The organism is Streptomyces sp. NPDC058464, assembly GCF_042721035.1.
GTDB lineage: Bacteria > Actinomycetota > Actinomycetes > Streptomycetales > Streptomycetaceae > Streptomyces.
Genome location: NZ_JBHXMA010000005.1, coordinates 120,841 through 137,022, shown reverse-complemented (window position 1 = coordinate 137,022; position 16,182 = coordinate 120,841). Strand labels below are relative to the sequence as shown.

The 16,182-nt window shown below is 72.6% G+C and carries 18 protein-coding genes and 1 pseudogene; 10 read left to right on the top strand and 9 right to left on the bottom strand.

Annotation, left to right across the window (positions count from 1 at the left end; all coding sequences use genetic code 11):
• Nucleotides 1-2: 2 nt before the first annotated feature.
• From ACFWPQ_RS09390 to ACFWPQ_RS09380, 3 genes are all read right to left on the bottom strand, one after another.
• The gene (locus tag ACFWPQ_RS09390) at nucleotides 3-1,001 is read right to left on the bottom strand and encodes a carbohydrate ABC transporter permease (protein WP_384031593.1); all 999 of its coding nucleotides are present in this window, start codon (nucleotides 999-1,001) and stop codon (nucleotides 3-5) included.
• Between the two features lie 86 nt (nucleotides 1,002-1,087).
• Nucleotides 1,088-2,449: an ABC transporter substrate-binding protein gene (locus ACFWPQ_RS09385; protein WP_384031591.1), complete on the bottom strand. Its 1,362-nt coding sequence runs from the start codon at nucleotides 2,447-2,449 to the stop codon at nucleotides 1,088-1,090.
• 127 nt (nucleotides 2,450-2,576) lie between these two features.
• Complete coding sequence (locus ACFWPQ_RS09380; protein WP_384031589.1) at nucleotides 2,577-3,596, bottom strand: LacI family DNA-binding transcriptional regulator; 1,020 nt, start codon at nucleotides 3,594-3,596, stop codon at nucleotides 2,577-2,579.
• Between the two features lie 180 nt (nucleotides 3,597-3,776).
• Here ACFWPQ_RS09380 and ACFWPQ_RS09375 point away from each other — a divergent pair, with 180 nt between their 5' ends.
• Nucleotides 3,777-5,123, top strand: coding sequence for a mucin-1 (locus ACFWPQ_RS09375; protein ID WP_384031587.1), 1,347 nt, complete (start codon nucleotides 3,777-3,779; stop codon nucleotides 5,121-5,123).
• 71 nt (nucleotides 5,124-5,194) lie between these two features.
• Here the strand turns inward: ACFWPQ_RS09375 and ACFWPQ_RS09370 are convergent, their stop codons facing one another.
• Complete coding sequence (locus ACFWPQ_RS09370) at nucleotides 5,195-6,208, bottom strand: NADP-dependent oxidoreductase (protein ID WP_384031585.1); 1,014 nt, start codon at nucleotides 6,206-6,208, stop codon at nucleotides 5,195-5,197.
• Nucleotides 6,209-6,343: 135 nt separating this feature from the next.
• Here ACFWPQ_RS09370 and ACFWPQ_RS09365 point away from each other — a divergent pair, with 135 nt between their 5' ends.
• Nucleotides 6,344-6,889 carry a TetR/AcrR family transcriptional regulator gene (locus tag ACFWPQ_RS09365; protein ID WP_384031583.1) on the top strand — a complete coding sequence of 182 codons (546 nt, stop codon included), beginning with the start codon at nucleotides 6,344-6,346 and terminating at the stop codon, nucleotides 6,887-6,889.
• A 99-nt stretch (nucleotides 6,890-6,988) separates the two neighbouring features.
• On the opposite strand, the gene ACFWPQ_RS09360 is transcribed toward ACFWPQ_RS09365, so the two are convergent.
• Nucleotides 6,989-7,441 carry a hypothetical protein gene (locus ACFWPQ_RS09360; protein WP_384031581.1) on the bottom strand — a complete coding sequence of 151 codons (453 nt, stop codon included), beginning with the start codon at nucleotides 7,439-7,441 and terminating at the stop codon, nucleotides 6,989-6,991.
• A 284-nt stretch (nucleotides 7,442-7,725) separates the two neighbouring features.
• On the opposite strand from ACFWPQ_RS09360, the gene ACFWPQ_RS09355 reads away from it, so the two are divergent.
• A complete protein-coding gene (locus ACFWPQ_RS09355) occupies nucleotides 7,726-8,562 on the top strand; it encodes an alpha/beta fold hydrolase (protein ID WP_384031580.1) in 837 nt (278 codons plus the stop codon).
• A 22-nt stretch (nucleotides 8,563-8,584) separates the two neighbouring features.
• Nucleotides 8,585-9,154 (top strand): TetR/AcrR family transcriptional regulator, encoded by a 570-nt coding sequence (locus ACFWPQ_RS09350; protein ID WP_384031926.1) that lies wholly within the window; start codon nucleotides 8,585-8,587, stop codon nucleotides 9,152-9,154.
• 170 nt (nucleotides 9,155-9,324) lie between these two features.
• Here ACFWPQ_RS09350 and arsM read toward each other — a convergent pair whose 3' ends face one another.
• Nucleotides 9,325-10,092 (bottom strand): arsenite methyltransferase, encoded by a 768-nt coding sequence (gene arsM / locus ACFWPQ_RS09345; RefSeq protein WP_384031578.1) that lies wholly within the window; start codon nucleotides 10,090-10,092, stop codon nucleotides 9,325-9,327.
• Between the two features lie 83 nt (nucleotides 10,093-10,175).
• Between arsM and ACFWPQ_RS09340 the strand changes: the two genes are divergently transcribed.
• The 4 genes from ACFWPQ_RS09340 to ACFWPQ_RS09325 all read left to right on the top strand — a co-directional run bounded on the left by ACFWPQ_RS09340 (nucleotide 10,176) and on the right by ACFWPQ_RS09325 (nucleotide 12,443).
• Nucleotides 10,176-10,550, top strand: a complete 375-nt coding sequence (locus tag ACFWPQ_RS09340; RefSeq protein WP_384031576.1) for an ArsR/SmtB family transcription factor — start codon at nucleotides 10,176-10,178, stop codon at nucleotides 10,548-10,550.
• The gene (locus ACFWPQ_RS09335; RefSeq protein WP_384031574.1) at nucleotides 10,547-11,290 is read left to right on the top strand and encodes an MIP/aquaporin family protein; all 744 of its coding nucleotides are present in this window, start codon (nucleotides 10,547-10,549) and stop codon (nucleotides 11,288-11,290) included. The genes ACFWPQ_RS09340 and ACFWPQ_RS09335 overlap by 4 nt, the downstream gene beginning before the upstream one ends.
• A gap of 24 nt (nucleotides 11,291-11,314) precedes the next feature.
• Nucleotides 11,315-11,743 (top strand): arsenate reductase ArsC, encoded by a 429-nt coding sequence (locus ACFWPQ_RS09330; RefSeq protein ID WP_384031572.1) that lies wholly within the window; start codon nucleotides 11,315-11,317, stop codon nucleotides 11,741-11,743.
• A 115-nt stretch (nucleotides 11,744-11,858) separates the two neighbouring features.
• Nucleotides 11,859-12,443, top strand: coding sequence for a TerD family protein (locus tag ACFWPQ_RS09325; RefSeq protein WP_384031570.1), 585 nt, complete (start codon nucleotides 11,859-11,861; stop codon nucleotides 12,441-12,443).
• A gap of 248 nt (nucleotides 12,444-12,691) precedes the next feature.
• On the opposite strand, the gene ACFWPQ_RS09320 is transcribed toward ACFWPQ_RS09325, so the two are convergent.
• From ACFWPQ_RS09320 to ACFWPQ_RS09310, 3 genes are all read right to left on the bottom strand, one after another.
• Nucleotides 12,692-13,057 (bottom strand): hypothetical protein, encoded by a 366-nt coding sequence (locus tag ACFWPQ_RS09320; protein ID WP_384031924.1) that lies wholly within the window; start codon nucleotides 13,055-13,057, stop codon nucleotides 12,692-12,694.
• 138 nt (nucleotides 13,058-13,195) lie between these two features.
• Complete coding sequence (locus ACFWPQ_RS09315; protein ID WP_384031568.1) at nucleotides 13,196-13,975, bottom strand: hypothetical protein; 780 nt, start codon at nucleotides 13,973-13,975, stop codon at nucleotides 13,196-13,198.
• Between the two features lie 92 nt (nucleotides 13,976-14,067).
• Entirely contained in the window at nucleotides 14,068-14,700 is a 633-nt protein-coding gene (locus ACFWPQ_RS09310) for an RNA polymerase sigma factor (RefSeq protein WP_384031566.1), read from the bottom strand.
• Nucleotides 14,701-14,934: 234 nt separating this feature from the next.
• On the opposite strand from ACFWPQ_RS09310, the gene ACFWPQ_RS09305 reads away from it, so the two are divergent.
• A complete protein-coding gene (locus tag ACFWPQ_RS09305) occupies nucleotides 14,935-15,432 on the top strand; it encodes a DUF1877 family protein (RefSeq protein WP_384031564.1) in 498 nt (165 codons plus the stop codon).
• Nucleotides 15,433-15,530: 98 nt separating this feature from the next.
• Nucleotides 15,531-16,182, top strand: a pseudogene (locus tag ACFWPQ_RS09300) (hypothetical protein); the annotation flags it as partial.

The window sequence follows — 16,182 nt, the reverse complement described above, 5'->3', positions numbered from 1 at the left end:
GGTCAGTCCTCGTTGTCGGGCCGGACGACGCGGCGCTGGACGATGGTCAGGGCGACGACGATCAGGAAGAAGACGACGGTGATCGCGGACGCCTGGCCGATGTTGTTCTGGTCGAAGGCGGTGGTGACGGCCTCGTACATGACCGTGCGGGTGGCGTCCTCGTTGAGGCCGCCGCCGTGGATCAGGACGTAGACCTGGTCGAAGACCCGGAAGGACAGCACCGAGGTCAGCATGGCGACGAAGACGAGGGTGCCGCGGATGCCGGGCAGGGTGACGTGCCGGAACTGCTGCCAGCGGGTGGCGCGGTCGAGTTCGGCGGCCTCGTAGAGCTCGCCGGGGATCTGCTGGAGGCCGGCCAGCAGGATGACCATCTGGAAGCCCACCCCCTGCCACACGGACAGCACGATGACCGAGGCCATCGCGGTGGCCGCGTCGCCGAGCCAGTCGAAGGCGCCCCAGTTGCCGAAACTCACCAGGTGCAGCGTGGAGTTGAGCAGGCCCTGGTCGCTGCGGGCGAGGATCAGCCGCCAGATGACGGCGACCAGGGTCATCGGGAAGACGACCGGCAGGAAGAAGAGGGACCGGAACACGCCGATCGCCTTCAGCTTCCGGTTGAGCAGGATCGCGAGCCCCAGCGCCAGGCCGGTCTGCAGCGGTACGACGACCACGGCGAACGTCAGGTTGTTGAGCAGGGCCCGCAGGAACGGGCCGGACAGGTCCGGGTCGGTGAACAGCCGCCGGTACTGCTCCAGGCCGAAGAACCTGGGCGCGAGCGGTGAGCCGAGGCGCACGTTGTAGAAGGAGAGGACGACGGCGTAGCCGAACGGGATGCCGACGAAGGCGACGAGCCCGGCGACGGCGGGCGTGGACATGAGCAGTCCGTGCAGCCAGTCGCGGTTCCTGGTCCTGGGCCGCCCGGTGCGCGCGGTCTTCACGGAGGTCACGGGCGGGCCTTCCTGCCTGCGCGAGGGCGCTGGGTGCGCGGGTTCCACGGTCTTCACGGGGGTGTCCTGTTCCGGTCCTGTTCCCGGCCGGGGCGGGTGCGCCGCCCGTGGGCTCGTACGCGCACCCGCCCGGCCGAAGTGTCCTACTGGATCTGGTAGCCGTCGTTGTCGGAGAAGTCCTGGTCGATGGCGCGGGCGGCCTTCTGCAGGGCGCTCTTCGGGTCGGCGCCGCCGTAGATCGAGTTCAGGGCCTCGCTGAACTTGGCGGTGACGGTCGGGTAGCCGGCGGTGACCGGGCGGGTCACCGCGACGCAGGACGTGGTGATGTCGCTGTCGCCGCACGGCTTGTCGAGCTGGTCGGCGAAGCGCTCCAGCGGGCCGCCCTTCTTGTACAGCGCGCTCGCGGCGAGCGCGGACTTGGTCGCGGGCGGGGCGCCGTTGGCCGTCGTCATCGCGGTGACGTTGGTGTCGTTCAGGAGGTAGTCGAGGAAGGCGCCGGCGGCCTTGCCGTTCTTGGAGTCGGCGCCGATGCCCCAGGCCCAGGAGCCCTGGCCGGTCTTGGTGCCGTTGCCGAAGTCGGGCAGCGGCAGCACCACGAGGTCGCTGCCGAGGGCCTTGCTGTACGTCGGGTACATCCAGTGGCCGACCCAGCTCAGCGCGACCCGGCCCTTGGCGAAGGCGTTGCCGTCGGTGTTGGGGTCGACGTCGCTCTTCCAGGACTGGAAGGTCTTCAGCGCCGAGACCACGGACGCGCTGTCCAGGGCGCCCTCGGCCTTGCCGTTCTTCAGCAGGGAGCCGCCGGCCGACCAGACGATCGGGGAGAAGCCGTAGGTGCCCCACTCGTTGGAGAGGCCGTTGTTCTCCTGGATGTCGAGGACCTTGCCGTCGGAGTCCTTGGCCTTGAGCGCCTTGAGCGCCTTGTTGAACTCCGAGACGGTCCAGGACTCGGAGGCGGTCTTCGGGTACTTCACCCCGGCCGCGGCCAGCAGCTTCTTGTTGGCGTAGATGCCGAGCCCGGAGTCGTACATGCCGAGCCCGTAGTGCTTGCCGCCGATCTCGCCCTGCGCCTTGCTGGCGTCGGTCGCGTTCGACATCGTCTTCGCGGAGACGTAGTCGTCGATGGCCGCGAGCTTCTTGTTGTAGACGAAGTTCGCCATGGTCGGGCCGTCGAACTCCATCACGTCCGGCAGCTGGGAGGCGTCGGTGGCGGTGATGGTCTTGGTGTAGTCGTCGCCGGGGATGAGCTTCAGCTCGACCTTGATCTTGCTCTGGGAGGAGTTGAAGGACTTCACCGCGTTCTGCAGGGCGGTGTCCTCGCTCTTCTGCCCCTGGTGGGCCCAGACGCTGATGGTGCCCTTGCCGCTGCCTGCCGAGGCGGCGGAGTCCCCGCCACTGCCGCCGCCGCAGGCGGCCAGGGCGGCGAGGGGCAGGGCGAGGGCCAGGCCGGTGGCGGCCGTGCGGCGGTACCTTCTGCCGGCCGGGCTGTTGGGGCTGGTCGAGCTCATGGTGTGGTGCCTCCGTGCGGGTGCGAGGGTGCGTGGGTGCGTGCGCTGGTGCTTCCGGCGTGGGGGAGCTCGGGGCCTGACGGTCCCCGAGGGCTTACTGGGTCCCGACGGCTCCGGGGCTCAGGACCTACTGGGGGCCGCGCGGGCGCGGCGGTGCGGTGGTCTCGCGCAGGACGAGCCGGATGGGCATCTGCACATGCCCGGCCCGCTCGCCGTCCGGCTCGTCGAGCTGCCGCAGCAGCAGCCGGGCGGCCTCGGCGCCCTGGCCGGCCACCGGCTGGGCGACGGTGGTCAGGCCGAGGACGTCGGACAGCTCGTGGTCGTCGAAGCCGACCACCGACACGTCGTCCGGCACCCGCAGCCGGTGCCGTCTGAGCGCGCGCAGCGCGCCCATCGCCATCTCGTCGGACTGCGCGAACACGGCCGTCGGCGGCCGGGACGCGGCCAGCAGCTCGGTCATGGCCCGCTCGCCGCCGTCGACGGTGTAGTCGCCGTCCGCCTCCAGGGCCGGGTCGTGCGCGATCCCGGCGTCGGACAGGACGTCGAGGTACGCCTGGCGGCGGGCGACCGGCGTGGTCCAGTGCTGCTCCCCGCTCGACCCGCTGATCATGCCGATCCGGCGGTGGCCGAGGTTCACCAGATGCCGTACGGCGTGCTCCGCGCCGGCCCGGTCGTCGATGCCGACCACGCTGAAGCCGGGCCGGGCGTCGCCGACCGTGCTGGCCAGCGGGACGCCGAGGGAGCGCAGCGCGGCCGACTCCTCCTCGTCGGGGATGAGCAGCGACAGCACGGCGTCGACCCGCTTGCGGACCGGCAGCTTGGTGAAGAAACGCTTGCGGGTCTCCGGCGAGCCCAGGTTGTACAGCAGGACGTCGTACCCGGCGGCGCTGAACACGTGCTCGGCGGCGTCCAGGACGGTGCCGAAGAACCAGCGGCCGACGTACGGGACGACGACCCCGATGGTGAAGGTGCGTCCGCTGGCCAGGCTGGACGCCGAGCGGGACGCCGTGTAGCCGAGCTGGGTGGCGACGGCCGTGATCTGCGCCCGCACCTCGTCGGAGACGCCCGGCTGGCCGCGCAGGGCACGGGACACGGTGGACGCCGAGACTCCGGCGGCGCGGGCGACATCGGTGATGCTGACGGTCACAGCACTTTTCTCCCGTCTGTTTCACATCGGTGTGATCTGGGGGTGACGTGACCGTAAGCCGGGGCTCGCTGTTGCGCAAGCGTTTGCGTTCAGTTTTACTTGGGCCAATTCTTCAGCGAGATCATTTGTGCCACTGCTCAGCGCATGCGTTTGAGCACTGCGAGCCGACAGGAAATGCGCATGCGATACGCCCCGCCCGGCCTCTGCGTGAACGACTTCGCCCTGCTCCGCGACGACGACGGCACCTACGCGGTGCTGCACTTGCAGGGCCCGTGGACGAGCGAGTTCGACCACCTGAGGATGGAGACCTCGTACGGCAGGGCCACCTCCACCGACCTGGTCGGCTGGCAGCCCGCGGGCACCGCCTTCGGCAACGGCCTGCCCGGCCGCTTCGACCAGCAGGCGGTGTGGACCATGCACCCCATCGCCCACGGCTCCGGGATGGCGATGTTCTACACGGGTGTGAGCGGCCTCACGGACGGCGGCTGGCCGCTCCAGTCCGTCGGCCTGGCCCACTCCGACCGCACCGACGGCACCGGGTGGCGCCGCCACGGCACCGGTCCCGTCGTCGAGGCGGACGCCCGCTGGTACCGCACCGGCGAACGCATGGGCTGGCGCGACCCGTTCGTGGTGCGCGACGACGAGTCGGACGGCTGGGTGATGGTCGTCTGCGCCGCCGACGCCTCGCTCCCCGTCGAGGTCAGCGGCTGCGTCGCCTGGGCCACCTCGGACGACCTGGAGCACTGGACGGTCCAGCCGCCGCTCGTCTCCCCCGGTGACGTCGACGAGTTGGAGTGCCCGGTCCTCGAACGCCTCGACGACGGCAGCTGGCTGCTGATCGGCTCGATCGGCTCGACGCGCGGCTTCGAGTCGTGGACGGCACCGCGGCTGCGCGGCCCCTGGACCCGCCGCGGCCCGCTGGGCCCGACCGGCTCGTACGCCCCGCGCGTCATCGCCGCCCCCGACGGTTCCCGCGTCGTCCTGCACACCACCCCGCGCCGGGTGGACCTGACCGACTCGGGCGACCGGTGCCGCGGCATGCTGGCCCAGCCCAAGTCCCTTGTCGTGCCCGAGGGTTCGGCGCCCCGCCTGGAGTGGTGGCCGGGCCTGGACGCCTGGCTCCTGCCGGAGACGGCGGACCCGACGCTGCACGCGGTCGGCGACATCGAGGTCTCCGGGCGGGTCGAGATCACCCTCCGCACCGGCGACGACGGCGGCCCCGCCCTCGTCGTCGGCTGCGACGGCAAGAACCTCTGGGTCACCGGCCCCGCCGGCGCACCCCTGGGCGAGACCGTCCTGACCGAGCCCGCGGCCACCCTGCGCGTGCTCACCGTCGGCGAGTACGTCGAGGTCTACGCCGACGGCGTCTTCGTCCTCACGACCCTGAGCTACTCGGGCCGCCCCGCCCCCTGGACCGCGGTGACGGAAGGACGCACCCGCGCCGTCCCCGTCCGCCCGGTCCGGCTGCCCGACCCGGTCCGCGACGACGCCTCCGCGATCTGGCCGGGCCCGGACTCGCCGCGCTGAGGGACGGGGCCGCAGCCGGCGGTCTCCCACAGGGGTGAGACGGTTCGTTCAGGGGTGAGACGGCTCGTCCGTCACCGGGCGGCCGTGAGCACGATCTTGCCCTGGATGTGCCCTCGGGCCGCGCGTTCGTGAGCCGCTCGCGCGTCCGCCAGCGGGAACGTGCCGTCGATCGCGACACGCACCGTGCCGGCGTCCAGCAGGCGTCCCACTTCGGCGAGTTGGGCGCCGTTCGAGCGGACCTGGGCGCCCGAGACGGTGACGCCCAGCCTCGCGGTCTCCGCGTCGTCGTACTCGCCGAAGAACACGGGGAACAGGGCGCCGCCGCGCCTGAGGGTGCGCAGCAGACGGCGGCTCTCACGGCCGCCGACGGCGTCGAGGACGAGGTCGACGTCGTGCACGAGCTCCTCGGGGCGGCTCCTGGTGTAGTCGATGAACTCGTCGGCGCCCAGCTCACGCAGGAACCGTTCGTGCGCGCCCGATGCCACCGCGACGACCCGTGCGCCCCTCCACTTCGCCAGCTGCAGGGCGAAGTGGCCCACACCGCCCGCGGCGCCGTTGACGAGCACCGTCGTACCGGCGCCGAGCGGCACCGGGCGGTGTCGCGCCGCCTGGAAAGGCGAGGGGTGATCGTGTCCCGGCTCGATCAGGAACTGCCAGGCCGTCAGCAGGGCCATGGGCGCCCCGGCCGCGTGGACGTGGTCAATGCCGGCCGGCTTGGGTGCGAGGTCGGACGCGGGCGCGGCCACGTACTCGGCGTACGCCTGGCCGTCGAAGCTCGGGAAGCGGAGAAGACCGAAGACCTCGTCACCGGCGGAGAAGCCCGCCACGTCCGCGGCGACGGCCTCGACGACGCCCGACACATCCGTCCCCGGGATCACGGGCAGGTCGAACTCGGGCCTGGTCTCCGGAGGTATGTTGCTCAGCCCGTCGCGCAGGTACCAGTCGGGAGGGTTGACGCCGACCGCGTGGACGCGGACGAGCACCTCGCCCGGTCCGAGATCGGGGATCGGCACCTCGTCGTAGCGCAGCACCTCAGGTCCGCCGTGCTTGTGCAGCCGGATGGCCCTCATCGTCCGTGTCGGCATCGTTTTCTCCCGTCCCTGCCAGGGGATACGCTGATCGGATCAGTGGTCCACATAAACGAACCACTGATCCGAATATATGGACCACTGATCCGGATCGTCAAATGGACCACCGGTCCGGATAGCCGAGAGGGACCGATGCGGGCCGACGCCAGGAAGAACCGCGACCATCTGCTCGCCGTCGCGGGCGCCGCCATCACCGAGCAGGGCGTCGACGCGTCGCTGCGCGACATCGCACGCAGGGCGGACGTGGGACTCGCGACGCTGCTCCGCCACTTCCCGACCCGCGAGGCACTGCTCGACGCCCTGCTGCGCACGAGCTTCGACGAGCTGACGGCGAGGGCGGCCGAACTCGAGGCGTCGGGCCCGCCCGAGGACGCTCTCGTGTCGTGGCTGCGCGACTGCGTGGCGGTGGCACGCGAGTACCGGGGCGTCACAGAGCTGATGGCAGCCGCCATCGAGGACCCGGAGTCCGCGCTCCACGCCTCCTGCGTCGCCATGCGCGCGGCCGGCGCCAGGCTCCTCACCCGGGCGCAGGCCGCCGGCGCGGCGCGCACCGACATCGACGGCGCCGACCTGTTCGCGCTGGTGGCGGCGCTCGCGTGGCTCGGCGACCAGTCCGCGTTCGCGCCCCGCGCCGAGCACCTCTTCGGCGTCGTCGCGAACGCGGTTCTGACGGGCTGACGCGCATGCGGCGGCCGGGCCCGGACGCGGACGCGCCCGAAGCGGTCGGGCTCCGGGCACGTCCCGGGGTTCAGGTCGTTCTGCAGGCGGAGGCCGGGGTCACCGGGCCTCGGTGGCCGTCACGCCGGCCGCGTTCACGTAGCTGGTGCGGTTGTCGAACTGGGCCCGGTAGCACTTCACCGCACCCTTGACCACGGCGCCCGAGGTGAAGAAGCCGTCGGCCTGCGCGGCCGGCTGGTCCACGACATAGGCCTGGCCGACCGGGATCCGGTCGCTCCAGTCGCCGATCCCGTCCGTGCCCGCCGTCAGGCCGGGGTGCACGTCGGGGTCGAGGATCAGGGGCGCGTCGGCGTCGGGGGCCTGGCGCACGAACAGCGAGTTCGACGGCTGCGCGACCTCGCCGCAGGCCGTCGTCGCGCCGGTCGGGTCGTCGGCCGGGCAGACCGTGCAGGACTGGATGTTCTTCTCGAAGTGCGGAGCGACGGTCACCACCGAGCCGACCTGGCCCACCCCGTGCCGGCCCGTGTCGGTGGGCGCCCCGAGCAGCTTCATGAAGCGGTTCCAGTCCCAGGCCGTGCCCGGGTCCCAGTGCTGCCTGGCGAGGTTCGAGTCAGCTCCGCCACGGCGGTTCCGGCGACGGCCGGCACCAGCCGCCGCACGGACTTCCGCCTCTGCAAGGTCATGCCGATCCGTTCTTCGTCGACATCGCCATGAAGTGAGGACAGAGAGAACAGAGGGAACGGGCACGCGTTTCCGCCCGATGACGCCCGGCCGTTGACAGGGTTGGCTAACAAGGTTAGCTTTTAGCTAACAACGTTAGCCAGCTGGAGGATGTCATGACCGAGTTCCTCGCCGTCGACGGCGGCACGATCGCTTACGAGGTGGCGGGGTCCGGCCCGCTGATCGTGCTCGCGCACGGGATGGGCGACAGCCGCGCCGCCTACCGTGCCGTGGTCCCGCAGCTGGTGGCGGCGGGCTACCGGGTCGCCGCGGTCGATCTGCGCGGCTGCGGCGAGTCCGGTGCCGACTGGCCGGCCTGGAGCCGCACCGCCATCGCCGGCGACCTGCTCGCCGTGGTCCGCCACCTGGGCGGCCCGGCCGTGCTCGTCGGCCACTCGATCTCCGGCGGCGCCGCCACCATCGCCGCGGCCCTGGAGCCCTCGCTGATCACCGCGGTCGTCGAGCTGGCGCCGTTCACCCGCAAGCAGTCGATCCGCCTCGGCGACCTGCGGGTCGGGCGCTACCGGCGGGGCATGCTGCGCCTGCTCGGCGCGGGCGCGTTCGGCAGCGTGCGGCTCTGGCGTTCGTACCTCGACGTCGCCTACCCCGGCGTGAGGCCCGCCGACTGGGCCGCGCGGCTCGGCCGCATCGACGCCCTGCTGCGCGAGCCGGGCCGGATGAAGGCCCTGCAGGGCATGGGGCGCAGCGCCCCGACCGACGCCGGCGAGCGGCTCGGCGACGTCCGCTGCCCGGTGCTGGTCGTGATGGGCACGCTCGACCCCGACTGGGCCGACCCGCATGCCGAGGGGTCGGCGGTCGTCGAGGCCCTGCCGTCCGGCCTCGGCCGCCTCGAGATGATCGAGGGGGCCGGGCACTACCCGCACGACCAGTTCCCCGACCAGGTGGTCTCGCTCGTGCTCGGCTTCCTCCGGCCGGCCCCCGCGCGTGCCTAGGGCCGGTCTGGACCCGGCGGCGGTGGTCGCGGCCGGTGCCGCCCTCGCCGACGAGGTGGGCTTCGACGGCCTGACGATGGGCCTGCTGGCCGAACGGGTGGGCGTGCGGACCCCGTCCCTGTACAAGCACGTGGGCAGCCAGCAGGACCTCAACCGGCGTATCGCGGCACTGGCGTTGAACGAGGCCGCGGACGCCGTCGGCGGAGCGGTCCACGGGCACGCGGGCCGCGACGCCCTGACGGCCGCGGCGCGCGCCTTCCGCGCCTTCGTCCTCGCACACCCCGGCCGGTACGCCGCGACGATCGGCCTGGAACCCTTCGGACCGGACGATCCGCCGGCCACCGCGGAGCAGCGGCTGCTCGGCGCGTTCACGGCGGTCCTGCGCGGCTACCCGCTCCCCGAGTCCGACGTGGACCACGCCCTGCGCATGCTCCGCAGCCTCTGGCACGGCTTCGCGACACTGCAGGCGGACGACGGCTTCCGGTGGAGCGCCGACATCGACGAGAGCTTCGAGTGGCTGATCACCTTCGCCGACCGGGGCCTGCGCGCCATGTCGGAGCTGCCGGGTCGCGGGGCGCGGGTTCAGCACTGATCCAGCCGTTCGCGCTCCTGCTGGTCACGTCGAGATGTGCGCCGGTGACACCGTCGAGCGTGAGCTCCGCCGTCGCCGTGTCGTCTGCCGCCGCCGCGACCTCGAAGGTCCTGTCACCGTCCGAACCGCCGGACGTGTGCACGGAATAGCGAACCGGGCGCGCGCCTCGGTCACCGCGTGGGAGGGAGCCCGGTGGGCTTGGCCGCGCGGACGACGGCGGAGTGCATGCCGTCGGCGACCGGGTGTGTCGGGGTGATCTCGACGTCCGTGAAGCCGGCCGCCTGCAGGCCCTCGCGGTACTCGGTGAAGGACAGGGCGCCGGCGATGCACCCGACGTAGTCGCCGCGTTCCGCGCGCTGCCCGGGGGTGAGTACGTCGTCGGCGACGACGTCCGAGACGCCGATCCGGCCGCCGGGCCGTAGGACGCGGAAGGTCTCGGCGAAGACGGCCGGCTTGTCGACGGACAGGTTGATCACGCAGTTGGAGATGACCACGTCGACGGTGTTCGCGGGGAGCGGGATCGCCTCGATGGTGCCCTTGAGGAACTCGACGTTGGTCGCGCCCGCCCTCGCCGCGTTGGCCAGGGCCAGTGCGAGCATCTCCTCGGTCATGTCCAGCCCGTACGCCTTGCCGGTGGGGCCGACGCGACGGGCGGAGAGCAGGACGTCGATGCCGCCGCCGGAGCCGAGGTCCAGGACCCGTTCGCCCGCGCGGAGTTCGGCCACGGCGGTGGGGTTGCCGCAGCCGAGGGACGCGGCGACCGCCTCGGCGGGCAGGACCTCGCGGTCGTCGGCGGTGTAGAGGCCGGAGCCGAAGTGCTCGTCGACCTCGACCGGCCCGGGCCCGCAACAGGCGGCGCCGCCCTCGGTGACCTGCACGGCTGCGGCGGCATACCGCTGCCGGACCGTTTCGCGCAGCTCGGTGGACTGCTCGCTCATGGCGTCACTCCTCATCACCGTTCTGTATTGACGTTCTTCGATTCAACCTTGCGCCTTGGATCGAAGAACGTCAACATAGACGTATGTCGAAACAAGAGCTCGAGGTGCTGGGCCAGGACACGGACTGCTGCCCGGGGCCGACCGACTCGCCGCTGGACGAGGAACGGGCGGCCGAGCTGGCGAAGGTGTTCAAGGCTCTCGGGGATCCGGTCCGGCTCCGTCTGCTCTCGATGATCGCCTCGCGCGGGGACGGCGGCGAGATGTGCGTGTGCGAGCTGACCCCGGCCTTCGACCTGTCCCAGCCGACGATCTCCCACCATCTCAAGCTGCTGCGGCAGGCCGGGCTCATCGACTGCGAGCGGCGCGGTACCTGGGTCTACTACTGGGTGCTGCCGAAGGCTCTCGACCGGCTCGCCGTGTTCCTGAGGACGCCGATGACCGCGGAAGCACCCGCGTGAGCGCCTCCCTGCCGCGCCGCGCCCTGGCCGAGGCCGTCGGCTCGGCGGCGCTGGTCGCCGTGGTGGTCGGCTCGGGCATCCAGGCCACCGAGCTCACCCGGGACGCCGGCGTGCAACTGCTCGCCAACTCGCTGGCCACCGTCTTCGGCCTGGGCGTACTCATCGCGCTGCTCGGACCGGTCTCCGGGGCCCACTTCAATCCCGCCGTCACCCTCGCGGCCTGGATCAACGGCCGCCGTACCGACGGCGGACCGACCGCACGCGACCTGGCGGCCTACATCCCCGCCCAGATCACGGGAGCGATTGCGGGTGCGGTCCTGGCCGACGCCATGTTCGGTGAACCGGCGATCCAGTGGTCCACCCACGACCGCTCGGCCGGGCACCTGCTGCTGGGCGAGGTCATCGCCACCGCCGGCCTGGTCCTGCTGGTCTTCGGGCTGTCCCGCGCCGGCCGTGCCGCTCTCGCCCCGGTGGCAGTGGCGTCGTACATCGGCGCCGCGTACTGGTTCACGTCCTCGACGTCGTTCGCGAACCCGGCGGTCACGATCGGCCGTGCCTTCACGGACACCTTCGCCGGCATCGCGCCCGGCTCGGTCGCCCCGTTCGTCGCAGCGCAACTGGTCGGCGCCGCGCTCGGGCTGACGCTCGTGGCAGCGCTCTTCGGCCGCCCGGCCCCCGCCCGGCCCGGCACGCCGTCGGTGCACGGCGAACCCGGACTCGCCGCCCCCACCCTCCCCTGACCCACCGCACAGGAAGCCACCGCCATGTCCCGCACCCCCGCCGCCGACCGGCCCTCCGTCCTCTTCGTCTGCGTCCACAACGCGGGCCGCTCCCAGATGGCCGCCGCCTTCCTCACGCATCTCGCCGGAGACGCGGTGGAGGTCCGCTCGGCCGGCTCGGCCCCCGCGGACGCGGTCAACCCGGCCGTCGTCGAGGCGATGGGCGAGGTGGGCATCGACGTCTCCGCCGAGACCCCGAAGATCCTCACCACGGAGGCCGTCCGGGCGTCGGACGTGGTGATCACGATGGGGTGCGGCGACACCTGCCCCGTCTTTCCGGGCAGGACCTACCTGGACTGGAAGCTGGACGACCCGGCCGGGCAGGGCGTCGACGCCGTACGTCCCATCCGCGACGAGATCGAGACCCGCATCCGCGGCCTGCTCACCGACCTGGGCGTGGCGGCCGGCGCCTGACGGGAACCCCTGCCCACGACAGAAACCCGTGTTCATGGACCCGGCACCTGGAACCGCGGAGGCGCCGTGCACACTCTGCGTGTTGTAGTCCCTCCGACACAAGGATGCGCCACACATGATCACGCTCACCAAGGAAGACGGCCCCGCGGACCTGGACGGAGTGACCCACCTGTCCATCGGGGTGTCCTGGGACCCCACCGCCGGCAGCAGCGGCGGAGTGATGGGCGTCCTCCGCCGCAAGTCCGGCACCGACCTCGACCTCATCGCCGTCGCCATGCAGGGCGGGGAGCCGGTACGCCTCGCGGGCCTGGACTCCCTCGACCCGATGGGGAACGGCTCCCTGGTCCACAGCGGCGACAACCAGTCCGGGCGCGGGGACGGCGACGACGAGACGGTGACCGTCGAGTTCGCCCGGATCCCGCCCAACGTCACGTCGATCGTGTTCATCGCCGCCGCCTACAAGAAGGGCAGTTCCTTCCAGAAGGCGCGCAACATCAGCTTCAAGGTCTACGACGCCACCGGGGGCAGCTCCCAGCAGGTGGCCGACATATGGCCGAGCCTGCTCTCCCAGGACAACGGCTGCGCCGTGGCCAAGGCGGTGCGGGTCGGCGGAAGCTGGAAGCTGGAGGTGATCAACCTGACGGGAAAGATCAAGCAGGGCGACGAACACGCCCTGATGCGCTTCGCCGTCAGCAAGTAGCACGTCCCCGAGGCCCGGCGGAGGTGACGTCGGATCCGGTCGGCCGGTCGGCTGGTCGGCGGCTCGGTGGCCGGTGGCCGTGGCCGAGCCGCTGCCCGGCAGCCCCCTGTCCTGCGGTGCCCGGCCATACGGCTCGCGGCTCGCCGTTCCGGTCGGATCCCGTTCCGGTCGGATCCCGTCCCGGTCAGATCCCGTCCCGGTCGGATCCCGTCCCGGTCAGATCCCGTCCCGGTCGGATCCCGTCCCGGTCAGATCCGGTCCGTCAGGTCCTCCGCGAACACCTGTGACAGGGGCTGCGGTCCCACGTACTGCTGGCAGTTGCACTGCCCGGCCTCGTACCGCAGCGGCTTCTTGTTCTCGTCCCAGGCCGTCGGCACCTCGACGCGCTCGTGGCACCGGCCCTGCTTGTCATGCTTGGCGAGGTGGTGACCGCATCCGCAGACCGCCTCCGGCGGCTTGTTCGCGGCCTCGACAGCCAGCCGTTCCTCCTTCGCCGCCTCCAGCAACTGCACTTTCCGTTCATGCCGATTGCGCAGTGCGGTACGGACGTTGTCGGCGACCCAGGCGAACCCACCCGTCCAGAAGACGATGAGAACCCACCAGAACCAGTCCATCGGCTGCCCCTCCCCCTGTGCTGCCACATGTCAGCATAGGCGGCTCCGCACGGGAAACCCCGGGGCTGTCACGCAGTTCTCCCCCGAGTCCGACCGCGCTGTCGACCACCGGGAGCCGCCCTTGCGGGGAGGCCGGGGCTACTTGTTCTTGCCTTTGCCCTGCCCGCCGTTGGCGGAGTTCGCGGCCCCCTCGCCGGACTTGCCCGCGCCCGTCGAGTGGCTCGGCTTGGCCGTCTCCGCTGCCAGTTGCTCGGAGCAGAAGGCGGCGACCTTGTCCGCACCGCCTGCTGCCGCGACCAGCCGCCGCCAGGCCGTCGCGCCGAGCGCCTTGCCACGCCCCTGGACCTGCGCGTAGGCACGGCAGTGAGCTTCGGTGTCCTGGGCGGTGGCAGGCCGGTCCGTCGGCCGGGGACTGCCGGAGGACGGTGCCGAGGCCGCGTCGCCCGGCCGGTTCGGGGCGGCCACCGCGGGGTTCGTCGTTCCCCGGCCATGGCCGGCACCCTCCGTGGAGGAGCCCGCGGAACCGATGGCCGCGACGGCGACGCCCCCGAGGGCAAGGCTGGCGAAGACCACGCCGAACGTCAGTTTCGCCGGGCGCCGGGCCCGCCGGTCCGCCGCCGGCCGCCAGTCGTCCCGGCGCCGGGTACGTGCACGGTGCGCGCCCTCGGCGCGGGCGGCCAGGAACGCGGCCACGGCCTGCTGCTCGCCCCGGGACCCGAGATCGGCCGCACGGACGGCGGCGGCCAATGCCGTTTCCAGCGCGCCGTCGTCCAGCGCGCCGTCGTCCAGCGCGGCGCCCTCCACCGCGGCGTCCTCCACCGCGGCCTCGTCACCCGTGCCCCGGAGGCCGGACAGGGCACCGCCGGGCTGCACACGTCGACGGCCTCGTACCCCGTCACCGCCCAGCCGTTCGCCCATGTCCGCTTCCGTTCCTGTCCGATCGCGATCGCTTCGATTCGTCCGCTGTCCCGGGTCCGGCGCCTGCCTGTCGATCCCGTTGCGGTTGTCGTTCATGTCGACTCCCCCAGCGCACGGGAAGCCACATCCGTCACACCTTCCTCCGCTTCGTCGCCGATGCCCAGCTGACGGGCGAGCCGTTTCAGGCCGCGGTGGGCGGCCGTGCGGACCGCGCCCGGCCGCTTGCCCAGGGCGCGCGCGGCGGCGGGGCCGTCCAGACCGACCACGACCCGCAGGAGCACGGCCTCGGCCTGGTCCCGCGGCAGCCCGCGGATCAGCTCCAGGGCCCGCTCGGTGGAGAGGGACTCCAGGGCCTGCTCATAAGTGTTGTGCGGGCCGGCCAGCTCCAGGACGTCCTGGTCGGTGCCGCCGGCCTGGGGCCGAACGCGCCGGCGGCGCAGGTGGTCCAGCGCCCGGTGCCGGGCGATGGTCGCGGTCCAGCCGCGGAAGCCGGCGCCGTCGCCCTTGAACCGCCCGAGGTCGCGGGCTATCTCCAGCCAGGCGTCGGACGCCACGTCCTCCGCCTCGTCGCCGACGATGCCGCGCAGGTAGCCCAGCAGGCCGGGCTGCACGATCCGGTAGGCGACCGCGAAGGCGGCGTCGTCGCCGTCCTGGGCTCGCGCGACCGCCGCGCCCAGTTCCCCGTCGTACTCCTGCACGCGCCGGGGTTGCCGTACCTGGCCCAAGATCGCCCTCGTTCGCACCGTTCACAGCCGAGTCCACGTCGTCCGCCGTGCTCCGGTCGCAACGACGGCCCCATGGTGACCAGCGTGCGAGCTCACAGAAACGTCACAACGCCACAGGACGCCTCCGCCGCAACAGCGCGGCAGGGACCGTGTCCGGCACCGCACAGGCCGTGGCGGCCACCGCCGCCGACGCGGCCGCGTGATGGTTCGGCGCCCTCGTGCGCTCCCTCTGTCATGAGCGCCTACCTCCATCTGCGAGCGGTGCCGGCCCCGGCACTGCGCAACAGTCCGACATGGCTGGAACGGATCTTCGCGAGCGATTCGGAGGCCGTCCGGCACCGGGTCGGCCGGTGCCGCGAGGAGGTGCTGGACAGGTGCTGTCTGGACCAGGAGCGCATCTACACCGGCGCACCGCCGGACGGCCCCGGGGACCGGCCCCAGGCCCAGGTGGTGCTCGGTGGCCGCCCCGTGCTCCGCACCGACCGGCGCAAGCCGCCGTTGCTGGTGCTCACGGCGGCCCAGGCCCGGCGGGTGGCCGGATTCCTGGAGCGGACCGACTTCGACGCCCTGTGGGACTCCGCGCGGGACGGGCTGCTGCCCCGCTACGGCGGCGTGGGCGCGGAGCCCGAGACGTGGCGTGCCTTCGCCACGACGCACCGGGAGCTGCGGGCGTTCTACGCGTACACGGCCGAGTGCGGGGACGCGGTGGTGAAGTGGCGTTCCAAGGCGTGAGGAGCGGCGGCCCGGGGCGGGAGGTGTAACAGTTTCGGCCCGTCGCGCTCTCTCCATGCGGACGGCCACGTCGGTCGGCATGGAGAGGGGCAGGACTCGTGCGGTGGACGGGCGACAGCGGCGGAGCATACGGCGGGGAGCCGTCCCGCGGTGCCGGGTACGGGCCTGCCCACGGCCACGAGGGCACCGCCGGTGCCACCGCCGACACGGCCGTGGCCGAGCCGGAGCCCCGGGCCGCCGGTGCGCCCCTGCTCGTCGCCGGGCCCGGCCGGTTCTCCACGGCCGAGCCGGACTCTCCGCACGGTGCGGTGATCACCGTGCTGCCGACGGACCACGACGTTCCCGGGCCTCCCGCACCGGCACCGGACGCGCCGGAGCGAGATCCGGTACGGCCCGTCTTCGTGGACGCCTCGGGGCACCGCCAGCGCCGCGTCCGGCGGGCCGCGCGGCTGCTGGTGATCCCCGCCGGCGTCTATGTCGCCCTGCTGGTCAGCACCTTGCTGGGCGGCCCCACCCTCAGCGCTCCGTTCGTCCCGCTGCCGGAGGCCACGCACCCGGCCACGCCCCGCGCCACCGCCCCCGGCTCTCCCGCCGGTACGGGCCGTACGACGGGGAGCGCGGACTCCGGCGCGGCGGATGGGAACTCCCTTCCGGCGGCGTCGCGGCCCCCGGCCCGCCCCGGCCGCCAACCCGCGGACGCCGCCGCCACCCCCGGCCACCCCCCCGCCACCAACGCCGCCCCCCCCACCG

What these genes read in the sequence shown, in the direction of transcription:
- ACFWPQ_RS09385 (WP_384031591.1), bottom strand. Translation starts at nt 2,449, where the DNA reads ATGAGCTCGACCAGCCCCAACAGCCCGGCCGGCAGAAGGTACCGCCGC.
- ACFWPQ_RS09375 (WP_384031587.1), top strand. Translation starts at nt 3,777, where the DNA reads ATGCGATACGCCCCGCCCGGCCTCTGCGTGAACGACTTCGCCCTGCTC.
- ACFWPQ_RS09370 (WP_384031585.1), bottom strand. Translation starts at nt 6,208, where the DNA reads ATGCCGACACGGACGATGAGGGCCATCCGGCTGCACAAGCACGGCGGA.
- ACFWPQ_RS09365 (WP_384031583.1), top strand. Translation starts at nt 6,344, where the DNA reads ATGCGGGCCGACGCCAGGAAGAACCGCGACCATCTGCTCGCCGTCGCG.
- ACFWPQ_RS09360 (WP_384031581.1), bottom strand. Translation starts at nt 7,441, where the DNA reads ATGAAGCTGCTCGGGGCGCCCACCGACACGGGCCGGCACGGGGTGGGC.
- ACFWPQ_RS09355 (WP_384031580.1), top strand. Translation starts at nt 7,726, where the DNA reads ATGACCGAGTTCCTCGCCGTCGACGGCGGCACGATCGCTTACGAGGTG.
- arsM (WP_384031578.1), bottom strand. Translation starts at nt 10,092, where the DNA reads ATGAGCGAGCAGTCCACCGAGCTGCGCGAAACGGTCCGGCAGCGGTAT.
- ACFWPQ_RS09340 (WP_384031576.1), top strand. Translation starts at nt 10,176, where the DNA reads ATGTCGAAACAAGAGCTCGAGGTGCTGGGCCAGGACACGGACTGCTGC.
- ACFWPQ_RS09330 (WP_384031572.1), top strand. Translation starts at nt 11,315, where the DNA reads ATGTCCCGCACCCCCGCCGCCGACCGGCCCTCCGTCCTCTTCGTCTGC.
- ACFWPQ_RS09325 (WP_384031570.1), top strand. Translation starts at nt 11,859, where the DNA reads ATGATCACGCTCACCAAGGAAGACGGCCCCGCGGACCTGGACGGAGTG.
- ACFWPQ_RS09320 (WP_384031924.1), bottom strand. Translation starts at nt 13,057, where the DNA reads ATGGACTGGTTCTGGTGGGTTCTCATCGTCTTCTGGACGGGTGGGTTC.
- ACFWPQ_RS09315 (WP_384031568.1), bottom strand. Translation starts at nt 13,975, where the DNA reads ATGGGCGAACGGCTGGGCGGTGACGGGGTACGAGGCCGTCGACGTGTG.
- ACFWPQ_RS09305 (WP_384031564.1), top strand. Translation starts at nt 14,935, where the DNA reads ATGAGCGCCTACCTCCATCTGCGAGCGGTGCCGGCCCCGGCACTGCGC.